This window comes from Pseudoalteromonas sp. D15MCD-2, from assembly GCF_038562745.1.
GTDB lineage: Bacteria > Pseudomonadota > Gammaproteobacteria > Enterobacterales > Alteromonadaceae > Pseudoalteromonas.
This window is the reverse complement of record NZ_JBCFQE010000002.1, coordinates 270,167-288,582: the sequence shown is the minus strand read 5'-3', so window position 1 is coordinate 288,582 and position 18,416 is coordinate 270,167. Positions and strand designations below refer to the sequence as shown.

The window sequence follows — 18,416 nt, the reverse complement described above, 5'->3', positions numbered from 1 at the left end:
GTCAGATAGACCTTTAACCCCTTAAAGTCCTATCCTATTGTTTTGCAACTACGGCTCATCTCATTAAGTTTCTAAGCTAGCGAGAGGAAAAAACCTGCAATTGCTGCACTCATGAGGTTAGCCATAGATCCTGCTAACACTGCTCTGAGCCCTAAGCGTGCGATATCCTTTCGCCGACTAGGCGCCATACCGCCTAATCCACCTAGTAAAATTGCTATCGATGATAAGTTAGCAAACCCACATAACGCGAATGTGACAATCGCTTGTGTGTGCGCACTTAACGTATCGCGATAATTAATAAAGTCGAGGTAAGCAACGAATTCGTTAACTACCACCTTCTGACCTATAAAACTGCCTGCGATTACTGCTTCGTTCCAAGGTACACCTAATAACCATGCAACTGGAGCGAATACGTAACCTAAAATTTCTTGTAGCGTTAATGTTGGATGATCAAACCAACCACCAATACCGCCTAATAACCCATTTAGAAGTGCAATAAGTGCTACGAAAGCAAGTAACATCGCACCTACGTTCAGTGCTAGTTGCATACCGTTTGCGGCACCTGATGCAGCTGCATCAATTACGTTAACCGGTTTTTCTTCTTGTACGTCTAAATCAGCTAAATCTTCTTTTGGTGTTTCGGTCTCTGGCACAATCATTTTTGCCATTAAGAAACCACCAGGTGCCGCCATAAAGCTGGCTGCAATTAAGTATTTAAGCTCTACACCAATTGTTACGTAACCTGCCATAACAGAACCTGCTACGGTAGCCAGGCCACCTACCATTACCGCAAATAGCTCTGACTTTGTCATGCTGGCGATAAATGGTTTAACAATCAATGGTGCTTCTGTTTGGCCAACGAAAATATTGGCGGTTGCAGAAAGCGATTCTGGGCGCGAGGTTTTCAATAGCTTTTGTAAGCCACCGCCTAGAATCTTGATTATCCAATCCATCACCCCGATGTGATACAAAACAGCAACGAGTGCTGAGAAAAACACGATAACGGGTAATACTTGTATCGCAAAAATGAACCCTAAGGTATCTTGCGATGCCAGTGAGCCAAATAAGAAGCTAATCCCGTCATTGGCATAACCAATAACCGATGAGACTCCTCGTGACATACTTGCCAGTACGTTTTTGCCCACTTCGAAGAACAAGACAAAGCCACCAATTAACACTTGAAGTAAAAAGGCGATGCCTACAGTTCTTAAATTAATTGCTTTACGGTTCGTAGAAGCCGCAAAAGCAATGCCTAGTAGCACAACAATGCCTACTAAGCTCATAAATGTTGTCATACTGACTATTTCCCGTTGTTATTGTTGCAGTAAATATTTTATTTTACTTTTAATTATATCAATGGCAACGCGATTCATACCGCCGCGTGTGACTACGAGATCAGCTTTGTGCTTTGATGGCTCAATAAACTGATAAAACATAGGTCGCACTGTCGCTTGATATTGATCAACAACGGACTGTAATGTTCTGCCACGCTGCTCCATATCTCGTTGCATACGGCGCATAAGGCAGATATCTAACGGTGTATCAATAAACACCTTAATATCAAATTCTTTTCGAAGTGCCGGATCACTCAGTAGCAAAATACCTTCAACGATAAGTACTTTTGCAGGTGCTACTCGACGCGTTTCATCGCTACGGGTATGCATTGCATAGTCATAAGTTGGTACGTCTACTGATTTTCCAGCGCGCAATTGAAGTAAGTGCTCATGCAAAAGCTCATGCTCGAAAGCATCAGGATGGTCGTAATTGGTTTGCGTTCGATGGTCAAACGGCAAATGCGACTGGTCTTTGTAATAAGCATCTTCTTCGATCACTGCGATCGCGCCCGGTTCAAGCTCATTGACTAATTCGTTATAAATTGTCTTGCTAAAAAGAGACTTGCCCGACGCAGATGCGCCAGCAATAGCTATAATTGTTCGTGTCACTAAAGTTCTCGCCCACACAGAAGGAAACATTGTTAGGTAGATCACAATAGCAAAAAAGACACGATTAATCTCTTTTGCTTCGCTTAGAGATGCAAATTTATAATGTTTCTGTTTTATGAAACAGGACTTATGTCCTGTACCAAAAATTCGAAGAGCATATAAAGTATTCACATATTGATAACGAGGTACCCATGGCAAGAGCACTCATCTTAATGGCAGATAGCCTAGGAATTGGCGCAGCACCTGACGCAGAGAAGTTTGGTGACGTAGGCGCAAATACCTTTGCTCATTTACTTAAAGCCTACGCAGAAGAAACAGGTGAGCACTTATCGCTACCTAATCTTACCCGTTTAGGTTTAGCTGATGCATGCGAAGCCGCAGGTAAAGAGCCTTGTTTAGTCAGTGACCGACAAGCACCTATTGGCGCATGGGGTTACGCTAAAGAGTTATCAAGTGGCAAAGACACGCCTTCAGGGCACTGGGAAATGGCCGGTGTACCTGTGTTATTTGATTGGGGTTACTTCCCTAATACACAGCCGTGTTTTCCACAAGAATTTGTTGACGAGCTAATTGCTCGCGCTGAGATTCCTGGCATTTTAGGTAACTGTTATGCCTCAGGAACAACCATTTTAGAACAGCTAGGTGAAGAACATATGCAAACCGGTATGCCGATTTGCTACACCTCAGTTGATAGCGTGTTTCAAATAGCCGCGCACGAAGAATCATTTGGACTGGAGAAACTTTATCAGGTTTGCGAAATCGCACGGGCGCTGCTTGATGAAATGAACATAGGAAGAGTGATTGCGCGGCCATTTTTGGGTTCGAGCCGTGACGATTTTGCCCGTACAGGCAATCGTCGTGACTATTCGGTGCTGCCACCGTCGCCAACCTTGCTTGATAAATTATCGCAAGACGGCGGTGAAGTGATCAGTATTGGTAAGATTGCCGATATCTATGCGCACCAAGGCATCACCCAAAAACACAAAGCGCCAGGGCTAATGAACTTACTTGAGAAAACATCAGAAGTAATTGCAAGCGCACCTGACCATAGTTTGATTTTTACAAACTTAGTTGATTTTGATGAAAAGTACGGTCATCGCCGTAATGCAGTTGGCTATGCCGAAGCATTAAAAGAGTTTGATGATTACCTACCGACTATTTTAAATCAGCTAAATAGTGATGATGTATTAATTATCACAGCCGATCACGGATGTGATCCAACAGCAGCAGGCACTGACCATACACGTGAATACGTGCCAGTACTTGCATACCAACCGGGAATGACAAACACCCCGCTTGGAGAACGAGCTAGTTTTGCAGACATAGGTCAAACCCTTGCCCAGTGGTTTAATCTTCCTGCACTTGAATACGGTGATAGTTTTAACGACAAGCTATTAGCGAACAAAAAAGGAAACCAATAATGAGTACTCCTCATATCAGCGCCAATGTAGGCGAATTTGCAGAAACGGTATTAATGCCGGGTGATCCGCTTCGCGCTCAATACATTGCTGAAAACTTTTTAGATGACGCAAAACAAGTAACAGGCGTTCGTAATATGTATGGTTTTACCGGTACCTACAAAGGTAAACCAGTGAGTATTATGGGCTCTGGGATGGGTATTCCATCAATGTCAATTTATGCCCGTGAATTGATCGTTAGTTACGGCGTTAAAAATCTAATCCGTATTGGTACCTGTGGCGGTATTGGTAGCGATATCAAAATCCGTGACGTTATCTTTGCACAAGGTGCAAGCACAGATTCAAACGTAAACCGTGCGCGAGTACGTGGTTACGACTTTGCCGCAATTGCTGATTTTGGTTTATTACTTAACGGTGTTAACGCAGCAAAAGAATTAGGTATTGAAGCGAAAGTAGGTAATGTATTTACAACAGATACATTCTACCAAGCAGATAACACATTCTATCAAGAATTAGACAAGCTAGGCGTACTTGCTGTTGATATGGAAACAGCTGGCATGTACGGCGTAGCTGCTGAATACGGCGCAAAAGCGATGGCACTATTTACTGTAAGTGACCACGTAATCACTGGTGAAGCAACACCAAGTGAAGAGCGTCAAAGCACTTTTAACGAAATGGTTAAAATTGCTTTAGAATCAATTTAAATAAGTTCCTTGGTAACGTATTCACTGAAATTTGGAAACACGCCCAAAGTGAAGTGAGACTAACCTCAAAGCCGCATTTATGCGGCTTTTTTTATAGCTGCCTGTTTACCTCGCGTAAAATCCTGCCCGCATCTCGCAACCGGCCCTTAAAACTTGAAAATTCAACCAATTGTTGCCACTTTTAATAGAGGAACAATAATTGAGGATGTGTATGTCTAATTGGGTTGAAGCTAAGGTAAAAGACGTTAAATGGTGGACCGACTCATTATTTAGTTTAATCGTTAATGCCGATGTCGAACCATTCACGGCTGGGCAGTTTACAAAGCTAGCGATGCAAGTGGGTGATAAACGTGTAGCTCGTGCATATTCTTATGTGAATGCACCGAACAATCCCGACCTCGAGTTTTATCTTATCAATGTCAAAGACGGTCAACTTTCTCAACAACTCGCACAATTAAAGCCGGGTGACTCAGTGACTATAGAGCGCCGCGCGACAGGCTTTTTTACCCTTGATGAAGTACCAAGCAGTGAGCAGCTCTATATGCTGAGTACAGGTACTGCGCTTGGGCCTTTTATTTCAATATTAGAGCAGGGCGAAGTGTGGCAAAAGTTTGAGCATGTTCATTTAGTGCATGGAGTTCGTCTTAATGAGGACTTAAGTTATCAGGAGCGCATTAAAGCACTACAGCAGCAGTTTCCAAATCTTTACTATTCGCCTGTAGTCAGCCGAGAGTCAGCCACAATCGGTTTTAATGGCCGGATCACAGACGTAATTAAAGATCATCGTTTATTTGATGTAATAGGGCGCCCAACTGTACCTGATACCGCACAATTTATGATTTGCGGTAACCCACAAATGGTAAAAGATACTACGGCTATTTTGTTAGAGCTTGGTTTTAGCCGCAACAGACGCCGTGAACCAGGGCAGATCACAGTAGAGCAATATTGGTAAAAAACTATGCCAAACAGCTAGAATTTGCTACCTTAGCGCCTCAAATCAGGAATGATGCATTTAGGAAAAGTATGAAACCGTTATTTTTTGCAATCAGTTTATTACTCTCTTGGCAGTCAATTGCAAGTGACGAAACCACCGAACAAACCCAACCTCAAACGAGCAATGAACAAAAAGCCGAAAAGAAGGACGTACCTAGCTTAGAGTTTATTGAAGAAAAGCCAGCTACAGAGCAAAAATCAGCGTCTGAAACTGAAAAAGCGACTGTAGAATCCGCTCAAGTAGAAGAAAAAGCTGAAGAAGCCGCGAAGGCAACGAGTGAAACAACCACAAGCAGCGACGAACAAAAAGCGACAGCCGCAGCCTTAAAAGCGGTTGCAGAAGTTGATGATAGCAAAGTACTCGGTACACAAACCCCAGCACCTGCAGAGCAACCAAAAACAGTTGCCGAAAAACAGCAAGCCGTTGCAGAAGCAGAAAAAGCCGTTAACCAAGCTAAAGAAGCACTAACAGCGAAGCAGCAAGAAAAAGCACGTCAGTCACGTGAATCGATGGCGGTGATTGAACAGCTGATTGCAGCTTATAATGCTCGTAACATTGATGCTTTTATTAAGATGTACGATGAAAACGTTGAGTTTTATACATTCCCGAATGAGTTGATGTTCACCGGTAAAGAAAAACTTATTGCACGATACGGCATCATGTTTAAAAAGCTAAAGTGCATTAAGTCATCGCCAATAAAACGCATTGTACTTGGCAACATCGTGATTGATCACGAACTCTCTGAAACCTGTACACAAGACCCCAAAGTCGTCGACAAGCGCTCTGAGTTCGTTACCAGCTACAAAATAGAAAATGGCAAAATAACCAAAGTGTTATTCTTCCGTTAGAAAAAAGAGCAGCTCAGCTGCTCTTTTTTTATGGGTGAAAGTTAGTGGGTTCAAGTTAGCGAGAGTAAAGTTAGCAAGAGTAAAGTTAGCGAGGTACGAGATTCGAGGTAGCAGCGATTTTACATCGCGTCCTAGAACCCAAAGCCTAGCGCCTAATGTTTCCCCCGTAGGACTGGCTTTAGCCGGGAATTGTCTTAAGTTAGCGAGAGTAAAGGTACGAGTAACGAGATGCGAGATATGAGATGCGAGATATGAGGTAGCAGCGATTTTACATCGTGTCCCAGCGCCTAAATCCTAGCTCCTATAACGCGGGATAAAACGTAGGCGTGAAGCTTGTTTCGCGCTATTAATCTTCATTAATTTCAGGAATTACACCTTTTAAACGGGTGATATCTTCATCACTAACGTCTGCAAAATGTTTAAAGTGAGTCGGCCAATCTTTGCAATATTCTTCAATCTCTTTAATGATGTTTTTTGCTGCTGAATTTGCTAACCCAAATCGCTTAGCCTGAGATAAAAAATTGCTTTTACTTGCATAACGCCCATCATCACCAAAGCCAAGACCATGTTGTTTTGAGTTGTTGATTGGAGTGATGTCATAGGCTGGACTTAATCGCCAATTTTTTTGTGAAAATGAATATAGGAATGCATGATTGCGAGTGTGATCATCTGTATTACCAATATACGCATTGAACACCATTCGCTTAAACAACTCTTCAGCATCACCTGCATTTTGCATCGTTTGATGCCTAATAAATTCAGCTAATTGACCATATGAGTAGTCAATTGAAAGATCACTCATAGAAACTTTGGGTTTTTGAAGTAAGCTATTCGCACTTAAAAAGTGGTGTGTTGGTAACCCATTACTAACATCAAACCGCTCAACAAGTAGCACATCACCGGTATGTGTTTTATGAATAAAGGTAGGAGCCGTTCGAATACCAAGCTGTTCCGCCATTTTCATTGCAGCATGTTCAGCACTGACTAGATTGAATAAATCATCTTGGCGATTGAATTTTGCTAAGTAGAGTTTGTTGTCAATTTGTATAGAGGTCTTTGGTCTAGCTCCCCCCATGCTTTGGCCAAATTCAAATGCTTTCTTAGCTTCATCAGAAATTGTTTTATTCGCCAGCAAGTCATCTTTAGCTTGGTCTAGCAAGGCTAAATCAGACAAGGTATTTTTGTTAGTTTTATGCTTTGAGGCACTTCGCGAGAGACTAAAAACAAGAGCTCCTACGCCATACCCAGACCCGGCTAATAAAAATTCTAACTCGTTTTTGGGTTTTGAAGTATGAAGCGAAAGAATTAACTTGCGCCCCCACGAGTCGGCTCCTGCATCACTTAATACGCCAAATACACCTCTGTTTGCGCTGTAACTGAAAATCCCCGACTTTAATGGCAGATGTATTGGATCTAGAGCAAAGGCATCGCTTCGGGCTAAATAGCTCTTACCATAGTTGAACTCACCTCGACCTGATTGATTATCTAATTTAAAGTAACCACAGATAACGGGTTTTTCTTCTAAACCATCTATAAAAACATAGCACTCAGAAGTCATCATTGATTTCCTGTGGTGAATTTCGTTTGCGCTGGCGAGCATTGTATCCACCTACGTCGGCCGCTAATTCATTTATTTCATCAAGAAGCGATCCCTGTAAGTTAAGTACAACCAGCGCTTCAAAAAGAATGTCACTTTTCACAACATCACCTTGCTCTAACTTTTGTACAGTCGAACGTGATACCCCAATCATTTTCGCAAATGTACTTTGCGTATAATGAAGTGTTCGGTGCTGGCGTATCAAATCTCCCAGCTTTTGTGCCATTTTAGTAGCCTGTTCAGAACGCATATTGATTACTTTTATAATCATTAGATATTTAATGATTAGTTTAGCGGTATTTAATGTTTTTGCAATAGAGGGGCATAAAGTTACAAGTTAGCGAGTTTCAAGGGGAAAGGAGAAGGTTACGAGATGCGAGATGTAGGAGGCGTTTTAACGCCGAACAAGTAGAAGCGATTTTACATCGCGACCTAGAACCCAGAGTCTAACGCTTATGACGCGGGATAAACCTGCTGCTACATGTAGGCGTGAAACTTGTTTCGCGCGTCTGATCGCTGACCGCTCTTTTCTACGTTCAATTCGGCACTAAAGTAACTCCTACAATGCCTCGAACAAGGTTTTCATTGCAGAGAAAAACACTCGAACTAACCAACCCCGCAGTTCGGCTGATATCTAATACCTGACCTCTAACGGCTAAAAGCCAGCGATTTCACATCGCGTCCTAGCGCCTAGGACCTAGAGCCTAGGACCTAAAACCTAAACCCTAGCACCTGATGACGCGGGATAAACCCACTGCTACACGGGTTTCGGCTATGCCGTTTCGTTTAGCAACGAATTAAAGCTGTCGTTGTCGTGAAGGCTGGCAAACGCGCTTTCGTGTAATAGCTCGTTACGTAGGTTAGGTGAATACTCAAGGGCCATACGAATATCAGCCATTGCATCGGCGTGTTTGTGCAGTAACGCATAGGCGCAAGCACGCTGCCAGTATGCGTAGCCGTAGTCGCTATCAATTTCTAATGCTTGATTACAAAGCTCGATAGCTTCACCTGTTTCGTTAATTTCTAACAGTGCATCTGCTTTATAGGCAATGGCTTCTACGTCTTCTGGTTTACGTTTTAAAATCTCGTCAAAAATCTCAATCTTATTAGCAACGTCGCTTTCTAAATTGGCACGCATCCATAAAGAGTGAACTTCATTAGTGATTGAGATCTTTTGTTGGTTTAATAAGATCTCTTCAGATCGCTCACGTAGCTTTTCTTCAAGTACTTTTAGGCGCTCTTCGTATTCTTGTGTAATCGCACTAACACGTGAGTTTACTATGTCTTCTACTTTGTTTTTCACATCACGCAGTGAATTCCAACCAACTAAAACCAAAATTGAAGCAGTAATCGTAATAATGAAAAACACATTATTAATGGTGTCTGTTGTATAAGTTAATGCTCGATCGGCAGTATCTAGTTGCGTATGAGCAACTTGTTTTGTCACATCTTCGCGCAGTTTTTGTTGGTCTTGGCGCACAGATTTTAATTCATCAAGAATATAGCGCTCTAACAATGGCTTATACATAGGTTCTTGAAGCTTATCGAGAGCTTGTTGTTGCTCTGCTTCGGTTAAAGCAGGGCGGTTTTCTGGCTCATTTTGAGCTGCTGCAAATGTACTAAAGCTCATTAAAAAAGTGATTAAAATTAAGGTATAACGCATGACATATTAATTTTTAGTGATTTCTGAGGTAACTGTAACATGCGTGAGCATTGTGGACTAGGCAAAAAAAAGCCAGCTCGGGGGAGAGCTGGCCAAACTGCTTAAACAACATAAAGTCGTAAGGGGTATCAACAGGAGTTAGGTACAATATACCCATTTTAATCTGAACAACTACTTAATACTTAATGAGTTTTTAAAAACTTATATTCGTTCTGTCAGAATCACAATGTTCGTCTAGACTTAAGGAGTCGTAAAACTAAAAGGTGAGAGTATGCGCCAACAACTAGTCCAACTGCTGTATGGAGTATCGATTTCTTCTGATCTTGATAGTGGCAATGTTGAATTAGCTGAACGCTTAATTCTGAATGCTGTACTTGATGGCCTAGAAATTGGCCGAGCTGGGATCTGGCTGTTAAACGCCGAAAATACGGCGATTGAATGCCGTTTATTACTTGATAGAGAAAACGGCAAAGAAATTCAAATGTTAGTGCTCCCTCGTGATGCATATCCTGCCTATTTTAAAGCGCTCGACACCCAACGTACGATTACCGCAGTAGATGCTCATACCGACCCTGCCACCTTTGAATTTAGCGAAAGTTACTTAACACCTCTTAACATAGGTGCAATGCTCGATGCGCCAATTCGCTATAAAGGAAAAATGATCGGAATATTTTGCTGTGAGCACATAGGTGGAACAAGGCAATGGACAGAAGATGAATGCTCATTCATCGGTGCTTTGGCAGATCTTTATGGCAGAGCGCTCTCGGCACAAGAAAACGAACGTATCAATGCTGAACTTGAGCGTGCCAATCAGCATCTAGAACAACGTGTTGCAGAACGAACTCGTACGCTTGAAAAAACCTTATCTGAACTGACTGCGATGCAAGAAAAACTCATTGAAGCCGAAAAAATGGCTTCACTAGGTAACCTTGTTGCGGGGATTGCTCATGAGGTAAATACGCCGATTGGCATAGCTGTCACAGCAAATAGCTCAGCAAAAGATAAGCTAAACACGCTTAATAAACACATAGATTCAAATACCTTAACAAAAGCGGCCTTACTTGAAGGCATGAATCATTTAAACGAGTGTATCAAAATATCGTTTACCAACCTTGAGCGGGCCGCAAAACTGATTAGTGACTTTAAACAAACGGCGGTTGATCAATCATCCCTTAATTTACTCGAAACCAACATTAAAGATTACTTTGAAAATATTTTACATAGCTTAATGCCACTTACACGAAGTCATAATGTTGAAGTAAACATCAACTGTGTTGATGACTTTTCGCTTATAACTGTTCCGGGGGCACTTAGCCAAATATTCTTAAATCTTGTAAATAACAGCTGTGTGCACGGATTTGTTGGCCGTGAGCAAAACCGCATAGATATCGCTGTAAGTATCGATAACGACACCAATAGTTACACCATAACCTATAAAGACAACGGTCATGGCATGACCGAAGATGTAATGTACAAGGTATTTGAGCCATTTTTCACTACCAAGCGAGGTAATGGTGGCAGTGGTTTAGGTATGTCGATAGTTTATAACCTTGCAACGCAAGCGCTGCAAGGCGAAGTGAACATCGATAGTAAACCTGATAACGGCGTTACTGTCACCTTCAAATTGCCGCAAAAACTCACATAACTAATTAATATTTATACAAGTTGTTGGCTAAATAATCTGGTGACTGGGTAATAAAATTAAAAATTAATCAGTTTGCTTAGCAAGGCAAGAAATATCAGTGCATTTGTTGTCTTTGCAAAACTGTTTGATACGTTTTTTAGAATATAAATAATTTATGCTTAAAGGTGTGATTAACAGTGCCAGCCAAAACAACACCGAACTTCTAAAGGTTAGCCCCACAAGCGTAGCAACTACCAGCCCCGTTAACATTAAAATAGGTAAATTGGCGATAAAAAAGTTAATGCTTAGTTGTCTAGCAACGTCAGGATTAATAGTTTTCATAAGGGCTACTCGCTGTTAAAAAATACCCTTATAAAATGGACGGTTTTACAAAATGAATCAAATCAGATTTTTCTATCGGTGCAATCGATTTAAAACCATGATCTAGATCTAGCTTTATTTATATTCAACTCCTATAGTTTTAAACAACAGGAACTTATTTGCTATTAGTTATTCATAACTATTAGAAAATCTCTCTTTATGACGAAAGGGATAAAAGCGACTTTTTAGCGTTTCGTCATATTTTTAGCTTATGAGGAGCATATAATGAGTAATGGAAAAACGGGCCAATGCCCGGTAATGCATGGTAGTAACACTGTCACTGCTCAATCAAATACTGACTGGTGGCCAAACGCGCTCAATTTCGACATTCTTCATCAACACGACAGCAAAACGAATCCTTACGGCAAAGACTTTAATTACGCAGAAGCTTTCAAATCTCTTGACCTTGAAGCTGTTAAAACCGATTTAAAAAATCTAATGACCGAAAGCCAAGAATGGTGGCCGGCTGACTGGGGCCATTACGGTGGTTTAATGATCCGTATGGCATGGCACTCAGCGGGTTCATACCGTTTAGAAGATGGCCGTGGTGGCGGTGGTACAGGTAACCAACGTTTTGCGCCATTAAATTCGTGGCCAGATAACGCTAACTTAGACAAAGCACGTCGCTTACTTTGGCCAATCAAAAAGAAATACGGTAACAAGCTTTCTTGGGCAGATTTAATGATCTTAGCCGGTAATATGGCATATGAATCAATGGGTTTAAAAACCTTTGGCTTTGCCGGTGGCCGCGAAGATATTTGGCACCCAGAAAAAGACGTTTACTGGGGCGCTGAAAAAGAATGGTTAGCACCTAGTGATGAGCGCTATTCAAATGTAGCTAAACCAGACACCATGGAAAACCCATTGGCAGCGGTACAAATGGGCTTAATTTATGTAAACCCAGAAGGCGTGAATGGTAACCCAGACCCGCTTAAAACGGCAGAACAAGTTCGCGAAACATTTGCCCGTATGGCAATGGATGACGAAGAAACTGCAGCGCTTACAGTCGGTGGCCACACTGTGGGTAAAACTCATGGTAATGGTAGTGAAGAAAACGTAGGCCCTGAGCCAGAAGCAGCTGATGTATTTGAGCAAGGCCTTGGCTGGAACAACCACAATTCACGTGGTATTGGTCGCGATACCATGACGTCGGGCATCGAAGGCGCATGGACAACTCACCCAACTAAGTGGGATAACGGCTATTGCTACTTACTGCTTAACTACGAGTGGGAACTTAAGAAGAGCCCGGCAGGTGCGTGGCAGTGGGAGCCAATCGATATTAAAGAAGAAGACAAACCAGTTGATGTAGAAGATCCATCAATTCGTTTAAATCCTATTATGACCGACGCCGATATGGCGATGAAGATGGACCCAACCTATCGTAAGATTATCGAGCGTTTTAACGATGATTTTGAATACTTTAGTGATGTGTTTGCACGTGCATGGTTCAAACTAACGCACCGTGACTTAGGTCCTAAATCACGTTATTTAGGTGCCGATGTACCAAGCGAAGATCTGATCTGGCAAGATCCGATCCCAGCTGTTGATTACACCTTATCAGACAGCGAAATTAGCGAGCTTAAAACCAAGCTACTTAACTGTGGTGTAAGCCAAGCAGATTTAATCGCAACAGCATGGGATAGCGCGCGTACTTACCGTGGTTCAGACCATCGCGGTGGTGCAAATGGTGCGCGTATTCGCCTAGCGCCACAAAAAGATTGGCAAGGTAATGAACCAGAGCGTTTAGCTAAAGTATTAAGCGCACTCGAGTCAGTACAAGCGGGTTTAAGCAAACCAGTAAGCCTCGCTGATTTAATTGTTCTGGGTGGCTCAGCAGCGGTTGAACAAGCAGCAAAAGCAGCTGGTGTTGATATAACTGTGCCATTTGCGCCTGGCCGTGGTGATGCTACAGACGAGATGACAGATGCAGACTCGTTCGACGTGCTTGAGCCAATTCACGATGGTTTCCGTAACTGGCTCAAAAAAGACTATGCGGTTTCAGCAGAAGAGCTAATGTTAGAGCGTACGCAATTAATGGGCTTAACAGCACCAGAAATGACCGCTCTTGTTGGTGGCATGCGTGTTCTTGGTACTAATCATAACGGTACTTTACACGGTGTATTTACAGATAACGTAGGCACACTCAGTACTGACTTTTTCGTTAACCTAACCGATATGGCTAATACGTGGAAGCCACTAGGTAAAGGCTATTACGACATCATTGATCGCAGCACAGGTGTAACTAAATGGACAGCAACACGCGTTGATTTAGTGTTTGGTTCAAACTCAATCCTACGCTCATACGCAGAGTTTTACGCGCAAGACGACAACAACGAACGTTTTGTAAAAGACTTTGTCGACGCATGGGTCAAAGTAATGAACGCCGATCGCTTCGATATTTAATCTAAAATTCCGTTAAGTACAAAGGCCACACAGTTTAACTGTGTGGCCTTTTTTATTTAGAGAAGTTAGCGAGTTACAAGGGGAAAGGGGAAAGTTACGAGGGGAAAGAGTAAAGTTACGAGGGGAAAGAGTAAAGTTACGAGGTAAGAGATGCGAGGGGGCAGCGATTTTACATCGCGTCCTAGAACCCAGAACCTCGCTGATGACGCGGGATAAACCCGCTGCTACACGTAGGCGTGAAACTTGTTTCGCGCGTCTGATCGCTGAAGGCTGACAGCTGACCGATTCTATATGTTGGGTGTCGCTCCGCTCGACCCAACTTACCTGGAAAGTGAAAAGGTCGAATGCTGAGAAGGACACTCGACCTAAATAACCCCACAGATCTGCTGACATCTAACATCTGACCTCTATCGACTAAAAGCCTGCGATTTTACATCGCGTCCTAGTGACTAGAACCTAGCGCCCAGCGCCTGTTGTTTTCATCCGTAGGCGTGAAACTTGTTTCGCGCGTCTGACCTGAAGGCTGAAAGCTCTTTTACTTATCAACCCCAAACCAATAACTATTTTGAAAAATACTCTCTTTTAACTCTCTTTCACTATAAGCATACGTGCTTTGCCAAAACAGACGATCAAAAAGGTACTTATCACCTTCTTTAGCAAGAATTTTAAAATTGAGTAATGATGAATAGGCAACTTCTTGATTTGCTAACACTTCATTTTTACAGCTAGTATAATCAACTGCACTTGGGCACTGTGACATCATTGCAAAGCTAATGCTGTTATCAGCTTCTAATTGCCAATAACTACTTGGCGTAAAGTTAGCTCTGTTTTCTAGGCCATATTGGTCAGCATAATAGAAGCTGCCTTTACCATCATCATTTATATACCAGTATATCTTCTGGTTGCCGCTGGTATAGCCTTGACGTAAGTAACTAAATAGCTGCTTATAGTCATCAAGTGTGATGGTTGAATCATCAATCACTTCCATAAATTCATACCCTAAGCGAGCTTGGCGTTCGTCTTTATTTCTTTCGCGCGCCATGATCATTTTGCCATCAGGCTGAGTGAAAAATTGTAAGCTAGTATCTAGGCCATTGCCTGTTACTTTAACTGTTTCGCCATTATTGTCTAAGTCGTAATGCCATTTAAACGAGTCAGTATTTTCAGGCGTATTAAATGTTACCGTTGCAGTATCGGCGGCAGTGATGGTGAAAAATGTTGGTAAATAGCGGAACGTTAGGCCTTCACCTGTATCTGAATTTTTGTTATTCAAACGGCCTGTATATGATTTGCCTACTGTAAGCTCAGGAACCGCAATAGGAGTAAGTTTGCGCAGTGTGCTAATCGTTGTTTTTACTTGCAATGCTTCAGCAAGTTCGGCTGACTCATTAATATAATTCTGAGCACTTTCATCTTGATAAGTTAGAGCATGACGTAGTTTTAGCACTAAAAAGTCATCAAATTGGGCAATGACTTCTGCATCAACAAGATCAAGATCAAATGCGACATCTACCTCATGACCAAGGTTACTAAATTGTTTTGTGTTTTGAGTTACAACTAATGTATCACTCTCAATTTTTAATGTTTTGCCATCTAACGTTGCCGAAAATTCAGCATGAGGGAATGACGTAGTATTTCCTGAAGCCGTCGGAATAAAGCTTGCTAAAGGTACTTCAAAGTAACTTTTTTCACCTGCTGCACTTAAAAAATTAACTGAGTGGAATGAGCTTTGCTCTACATCAGCGTAGTACGCAGAACTAAACTCTGTATTTGATTTATAAAGGGTAACGACTTCGCCTTTATCGGTTGAAACATTAAAAAGCTCAACACGAATAGCATCATCGCGCTTAGCCAACACTTCCATTTCAAGAAGGGCTTGTTGATTACATTCTTGCAAGCAATCAATCGCTTGGGTATTTAATGCAATCACATCAGGGTTCGACCAATCAAAACGGCTTAGCTCACCATTTTGAGCAATTACCCCGGCATCTTCAGTAGCAAATACCAGCTCTACGCTACCATCGCTTGATTGCCAATTACCCATCACTTCGCTATTGCTAAGCTCAATAGGTTGCCATGCTGCACGATTCTCGGCGACATTAACGGTTAGAGTATATTGATTACTCGCTTTACCGTCAGACACTTCCACAGTAAAAGCATGGTTAGCTACTTCGAATAAGCTTGGTTCTGCACTAAAAGTTACTTGATTACTGCTGGTGGTTACAGTCAGCCACTCTGGTTTATCAATAATCGTTGTTGTCACACTGTCGTTTTGCTCATCTTTTAAATCAACAACTAAATTAGTTGATTCAAGCGCTTTGGCTGAGAGAGTGAGTGAGCCAGAAAGCGTCGGTGCAGTATTTTGCTCTACTTTTACATCTGGCGTTTTATCTGTTGATGAACCGCCACCACAGGCTGTTAGAGCCAAAGTCAGTGCCGATACGCTGAGAAGTTTTTTCATTTAGGTCCCTTAAATTTATTGTTCTATTGAAGTCAAAGAAATTTAAGTTACCTAAAACGGGTAATTCAGTAAAGTGAATATGTAACTGAACGTAAACAAAAAAGGTGAGCTAACTTGCTCACCTTTTCTTGGAAGGGCTTATTGCGCTTGTTGCGCAACATGGTCCATATATTCGTCAAACGTGCCCTGAAAATCGATAAGCTGTTGATCTTTAATATCGATGATCCGAGTCGCTAAAGACGATACAAACTCACGGTCGTGGCTTACAAAAATTAGCGTGCCTTGGTAATCTTTTAATGCATTATTGAGTGCTTCAATGGCTTCCATATCCATGTGGTTGGTTGGCTCGTCCATAATGAGCACGTTTATGTCTTGCATCATTAACTTACCAAATAACAGGCGGTTCTTTTCACCCCCCGAGCAGTTACGTGCTTTTTTGTTAGCGTCATCTGCGGTGAATAATAAACGGCCTAACATAGCACGAACCATTAAATCGTTGTGCTTAGCGGTGCGCCACTGCGACATCCAATCAAATAAAGTTAAGTCGTTATCAAAGTCTTTACTGCTGTCTTGCGGGCAATAACCAATGCTGGCATTTTCAGACCACTTAACCACACCTTCGTTACTTTGTAATTCATTCACTAGGCAACGTAATAGGGTGGTTTTACCAACACCGTTTTCACCAATAACTGCAAGCTTAGCGCCGGCTTCAAGTAATAACTCACCACCGCTGAACAGAGTTTCGCCATCAAAGCCATGACCTAGCTTGGTAAGCTCTAATGCTTGGCGATACATCTTTTTGCCTTCGTCAAAACGGAGTGACGGGCTAATACGGCTTGACGATTTTACCTCATCAAGCTTAATTTTATCCATGCGCTTAGCACGAGAACTCGCTAGTTTTGCTTTTGATGCGTTAGCACCAAAACGGTTTACGAACTCTTGTAGCTCGTCAATTTCGGCGCTCTTCTTTGCGTTTTCCGCAAGTAGCTGTTCGCGTTGCAAGCTTGAAGCTTCAATCCACTTTTCGTAGTTACCTGGATAAATTCTTAGCTCACCGTAATCGATATCGGCCATGTGTGTACACACCGAGTTCAAGAAGTGACGGTCGTGCGAGATGATAATCATCGTACATTTACGCTGGTTAAGCTCGTTAGCTAGCCAAGTAATGGTGTGAATATCAAGGTTATTGGTTGGCTCATCAAGCAGCAAAATATCAGGGTTTGCAAATAGCGCTTGTGCTAACAGCACACGAAGTTTCCAGCCCGGCGCAACGTTTGCCATTAAGCCATAATGAAACTCTTGCTCAATACCCGCTTGGATCAAAATTTCTTCCGCACGGCTTTCTGCTGTGTAGCCATCCATTTCGGCAAAAATGCTTTCAAGCTCAGCGACTTTCATGCCGTCTTCTTCACTCATTTCTGGCAGTGAGTAGATACGGTCGCGCTCTTGTTTAACTTTCCATAGTTCTGCATCACCCATGATCACCGCATCAACCACAGTGTATTGCTCAAATGCAAACTGATCTTGGCTTAGCGTACCTAGCTTTAAACCCGGCGCAATCGACACATTGCCAGACGTTGGCACAAGCGCACCACTTAGAATTTTCATAAAGGTCGATTTGCCGCAGCCATTCGCACCAATTAAACCATAGCGATTACCGTTACCAAACTTAGCTGAAATGTTCTCAAACAGAGGCTCTGCACCAAATTGCATGGTGATATTTGCGGTTGAAATCAACGAATTGTTCCTAGAAAAATACTGACAGGGTTATGGGCGCAGCAACTGCGAAAATAAACAAGCAATAGGGTAAATAATAGGCCGCGGATTATACAGATCAGCCCCTAATAACGCTATTAAAAAAGGAAAGTTTCAAGTTACGAGGGGAAAGAGTAAAGGGGAAAGTTAGCGAGTTTCAAGGGGAAAGAGTAAAGTTACGAGATGCGAGATGCGAGATGCGAGATGCGAGATGCGAGATGCGAGATGCGAGATGCGAGTCTGTAGCAGCGATTTTACATCGCGTCCTAGAACCTAGAACCCAGATCCTAGCGCCTATGTTTCATTCGTAGGCGTGAAACTTGTTTCGCGCGTCTGAGAGCTGAAGACTGAAAGCTCTTTTTATGTTCGATTCGGCACTAAAGTACCTCCTACAATAACTCCTAAAGGCTTTTCATTGCAGAGAAAACATTCGAACTAACCAACCCCGCAGCACGCCTGACATCTAATATCTGACGTCTAACGACTAGAAACCAGCTATTTCATATAGCGTCCTAGAGCCTAGCACCCAGCGCCCAGACCCCAGCACCTAGCGCCTATGTTTCATTCGTAGGCGTGAAACTTGTTTCGCGCGTCTAAGAGCTGAAGGCTGAACGCTCTTATTTAT

At 42.4% G+C, this 18,416-nt stretch carries 14 protein-coding genes; 6 read left to right on the top strand and 8 right to left on the bottom strand.

Annotated elements, in window-relative coordinates; translation table 11 throughout:
• Nucleotides 1–71: 71 nt before the first annotated feature.
• Together AADY36_RS17985 and udk are read right to left on the bottom strand one after the other, a co-directional pair.
• The gene (locus tag AADY36_RS17985) at nt 72–1,295 is read right to left on the bottom strand and encodes a NupC/NupG family nucleoside CNT transporter (protein WP_054563193.1); all 1,224 of its coding nucleotides are present in this window, start codon (nt 1,293–1,295) and stop codon (nt 72–74) included.
• 18 nt (nt 1,296–1,313) lie between these two features.
• Nucleotides 1,314–1,943, bottom strand: a complete 630-nt coding sequence (udk, locus tag AADY36_RS17980) for a uridine kinase (RefSeq protein WP_054553619.1) — start codon at nt 1,941–1,943, stop codon at nt 1,314–1,316.
• A gap of 191 nt (nt 1,944–2,134) precedes the next feature.
• On the opposite strand from udk, the gene AADY36_RS17975 reads away from it, so the two are divergent.
• The 4 genes from AADY36_RS17975 (at nt 2,135) to AADY36_RS17960 (ending at nt 5,907) form a co-directional block, all read left to right on the top strand.
• A complete protein-coding gene (locus AADY36_RS17975; RefSeq protein WP_054563194.1) occupies nt 2,135–3,364 on the top strand; it encodes a phosphopentomutase in 1,230 nt (409 codons plus the stop codon).
• Nucleotides 3,364–4,065 (top strand): purine-nucleoside phosphorylase, encoded by a 702-nt coding sequence (gene deoD, locus AADY36_RS17970; RefSeq protein ID WP_036972525.1) that lies wholly within the window; start codon nt 3,364–3,366, stop codon nt 4,063–4,065. Before AADY36_RS17975 ends, deoD begins: the two co-directional genes overlap by 1 nt.
• 211 nt (nt 4,066–4,276) lie before the next feature.
• A complete protein-coding gene (locus AADY36_RS17965) occupies nt 4,277–5,017 on the top strand; it encodes a ferredoxin--NADP reductase (RefSeq protein WP_055021788.1) in 741 nt (246 codons plus the stop codon).
• A gap of 71 nt (nt 5,018–5,088) precedes the next feature.
• Entirely contained in the window at nt 5,089–5,907 is an 819-nt protein-coding gene (locus AADY36_RS17960; protein ID WP_054563197.1) for a nuclear transport factor 2 family protein, read from the top strand.
• A 346-nt stretch (nt 5,908–6,253) separates the two neighbouring features.
• Here AADY36_RS17960 and AADY36_RS17955 read toward each other — a convergent pair whose 3' ends face one another.
• The 3 genes from AADY36_RS17955 to AADY36_RS17945 all read right to left on the bottom strand — a co-directional run bounded on the left by AADY36_RS17955 (nt 6,254) and on the right by AADY36_RS17945 (nt 9,167).
• Nucleotides 6,254–7,465, bottom strand: coding sequence for a type II toxin-antitoxin system HipA family toxin (locus AADY36_RS17955; RefSeq protein WP_342409652.1), 1,212 nt, complete (start codon nt 7,463–7,465; stop codon nt 6,254–6,256).
• Complete coding sequence (locus tag AADY36_RS17950) at nt 7,455–7,754, bottom strand: helix-turn-helix transcriptional regulator (protein WP_054563199.1); 300 nt, start codon at nt 7,752–7,754, stop codon at nt 7,455–7,457. The genes AADY36_RS17955 and AADY36_RS17950 overlap by 11 nt, the downstream gene beginning before the upstream one ends.
• 522 nt (nt 7,755–8,276) lie before the next feature.
• Nucleotides 8,277–9,167, bottom strand: a complete 891-nt coding sequence (locus tag AADY36_RS17945; protein ID WP_054563200.1) for a tetratricopeptide repeat protein — start codon at nt 9,165–9,167, stop codon at nt 8,277–8,279.
• A 271-nt stretch (nt 9,168–9,438) separates the two neighbouring features.
• Between AADY36_RS17945 and AADY36_RS17940 the strand changes: the two genes are divergently transcribed.
• Nucleotides 9,439–10,812 (top strand): GAF domain-containing sensor histidine kinase, encoded by a 1,374-nt coding sequence (locus AADY36_RS17940; RefSeq protein WP_285221114.1) that lies wholly within the window; start codon nt 9,439–9,441, stop codon nt 10,810–10,812.
• A 63-nt stretch (nt 10,813–10,875) separates the two neighbouring features.
• Here the strand turns inward: AADY36_RS17940 and AADY36_RS17935 are convergent, their stop codons facing one another.
• Nucleotides 10,876–11,133 (bottom strand): hypothetical protein, encoded by a 258-nt coding sequence (locus tag AADY36_RS17935; RefSeq protein WP_342409404.1) that lies wholly within the window; start codon nt 11,131–11,133, stop codon nt 10,876–10,878.
• Between the two features lie 264 nt (nt 11,134–11,397).
• Here AADY36_RS17935 and katG point away from each other — a divergent pair, with 264 nt between their 5' ends.
• Nucleotides 11,398–13,575: a catalase/peroxidase HPI gene (gene katG / locus AADY36_RS17930; protein WP_054563203.1), complete on the top strand. Its 2,178-nt coding sequence runs from the start codon at nt 11,398–11,400 to the stop codon at nt 13,573–13,575.
• A gap of 535 nt (nt 13,576–14,110) precedes the next feature.
• Here the strand turns inward: katG and AADY36_RS17925 are convergent.
• Together AADY36_RS17925 and AADY36_RS17920 are read right to left on the bottom strand one after the other, a co-directional pair.
• Complete coding sequence (locus AADY36_RS17925; RefSeq protein ID WP_342409403.1) at nt 14,111–16,036, bottom strand: hypothetical protein; 1,926 nt, start codon at nt 16,034–16,036, stop codon at nt 14,111–14,113.
• A gap of 138 nt (nt 16,037–16,174) precedes the next feature.
• Complete coding sequence (locus tag AADY36_RS17920) at nt 16,175–17,773, bottom strand: ABC-F family ATPase (RefSeq protein ID WP_095209795.1); 1,599 nt, start codon at nt 17,771–17,773, stop codon at nt 16,175–16,177.
• Nucleotides 17,774–18,416: the final 643 nt, after the last annotated feature.

Coding starts and splice junctions, on each gene's coding strand:
- AADY36_RS17985 (WP_054563193.1), bottom strand. CDS start 1,295: ATGACAACATTTATGAGCTTAGTAGGCATTGTTGTGCTACTAGGCATT.
- AADY36_RS17975 (WP_054563194.1), top strand. CDS start 2,135: ATGGCAAGAGCACTCATCTTAATGGCAGATAGCCTAGGAATTGGCGCA.
- deoD (WP_036972525.1), top strand. CDS start 3,364: ATGAGTACTCCTCATATCAGCGCCAATGTAGGCGAATTTGCAGAAACG.
- AADY36_RS17965 (WP_055021788.1), top strand. CDS start 4,277: ATGTCTAATTGGGTTGAAGCTAAGGTAAAAGACGTTAAATGGTGGACC.
- AADY36_RS17960 (WP_054563197.1), top strand. CDS start 5,089: ATGAAACCGTTATTTTTTGCAATCAGTTTATTACTCTCTTGGCAGTCA.
- AADY36_RS17955 (WP_342409652.1), bottom strand. CDS start 7,465: ATGACTTCTGAGTGCTATGTTTTTATAGATGGTTTAGAAGAAAAACCC.
- AADY36_RS17950 (WP_054563199.1), bottom strand. CDS start 7,754: ATGCGTTCTGAACAGGCTACTAAAATGGCACAAAAGCTGGGAGATTTG.
- AADY36_RS17945 (WP_054563200.1), bottom strand. CDS start 9,167: ATGCGTTATACCTTAATTTTAATCACTTTTTTAATGAGCTTTAGTACA.
- AADY36_RS17940 (WP_285221114.1), top strand. CDS start 9,439: ATGCGCCAACAACTAGTCCAACTGCTGTATGGAGTATCGATTTCTTCT.
- AADY36_RS17935 (WP_342409404.1), bottom strand. CDS start 11,133: ATGAAAACTATTAATCCTGACGTTGCTAGACAACTAAGCATTAACTTT.
- katG (WP_054563203.1), top strand. CDS start 11,398: ATGAGTAATGGAAAAACGGGCCAATGCCCGGTAATGCATGGTAGTAAC.
- AADY36_RS17925 (WP_342409403.1), bottom strand. CDS start 16,036: ATGAAAAAACTTCTCAGCGTATCGGCACTGACTTTGGCTCTAACAGCC.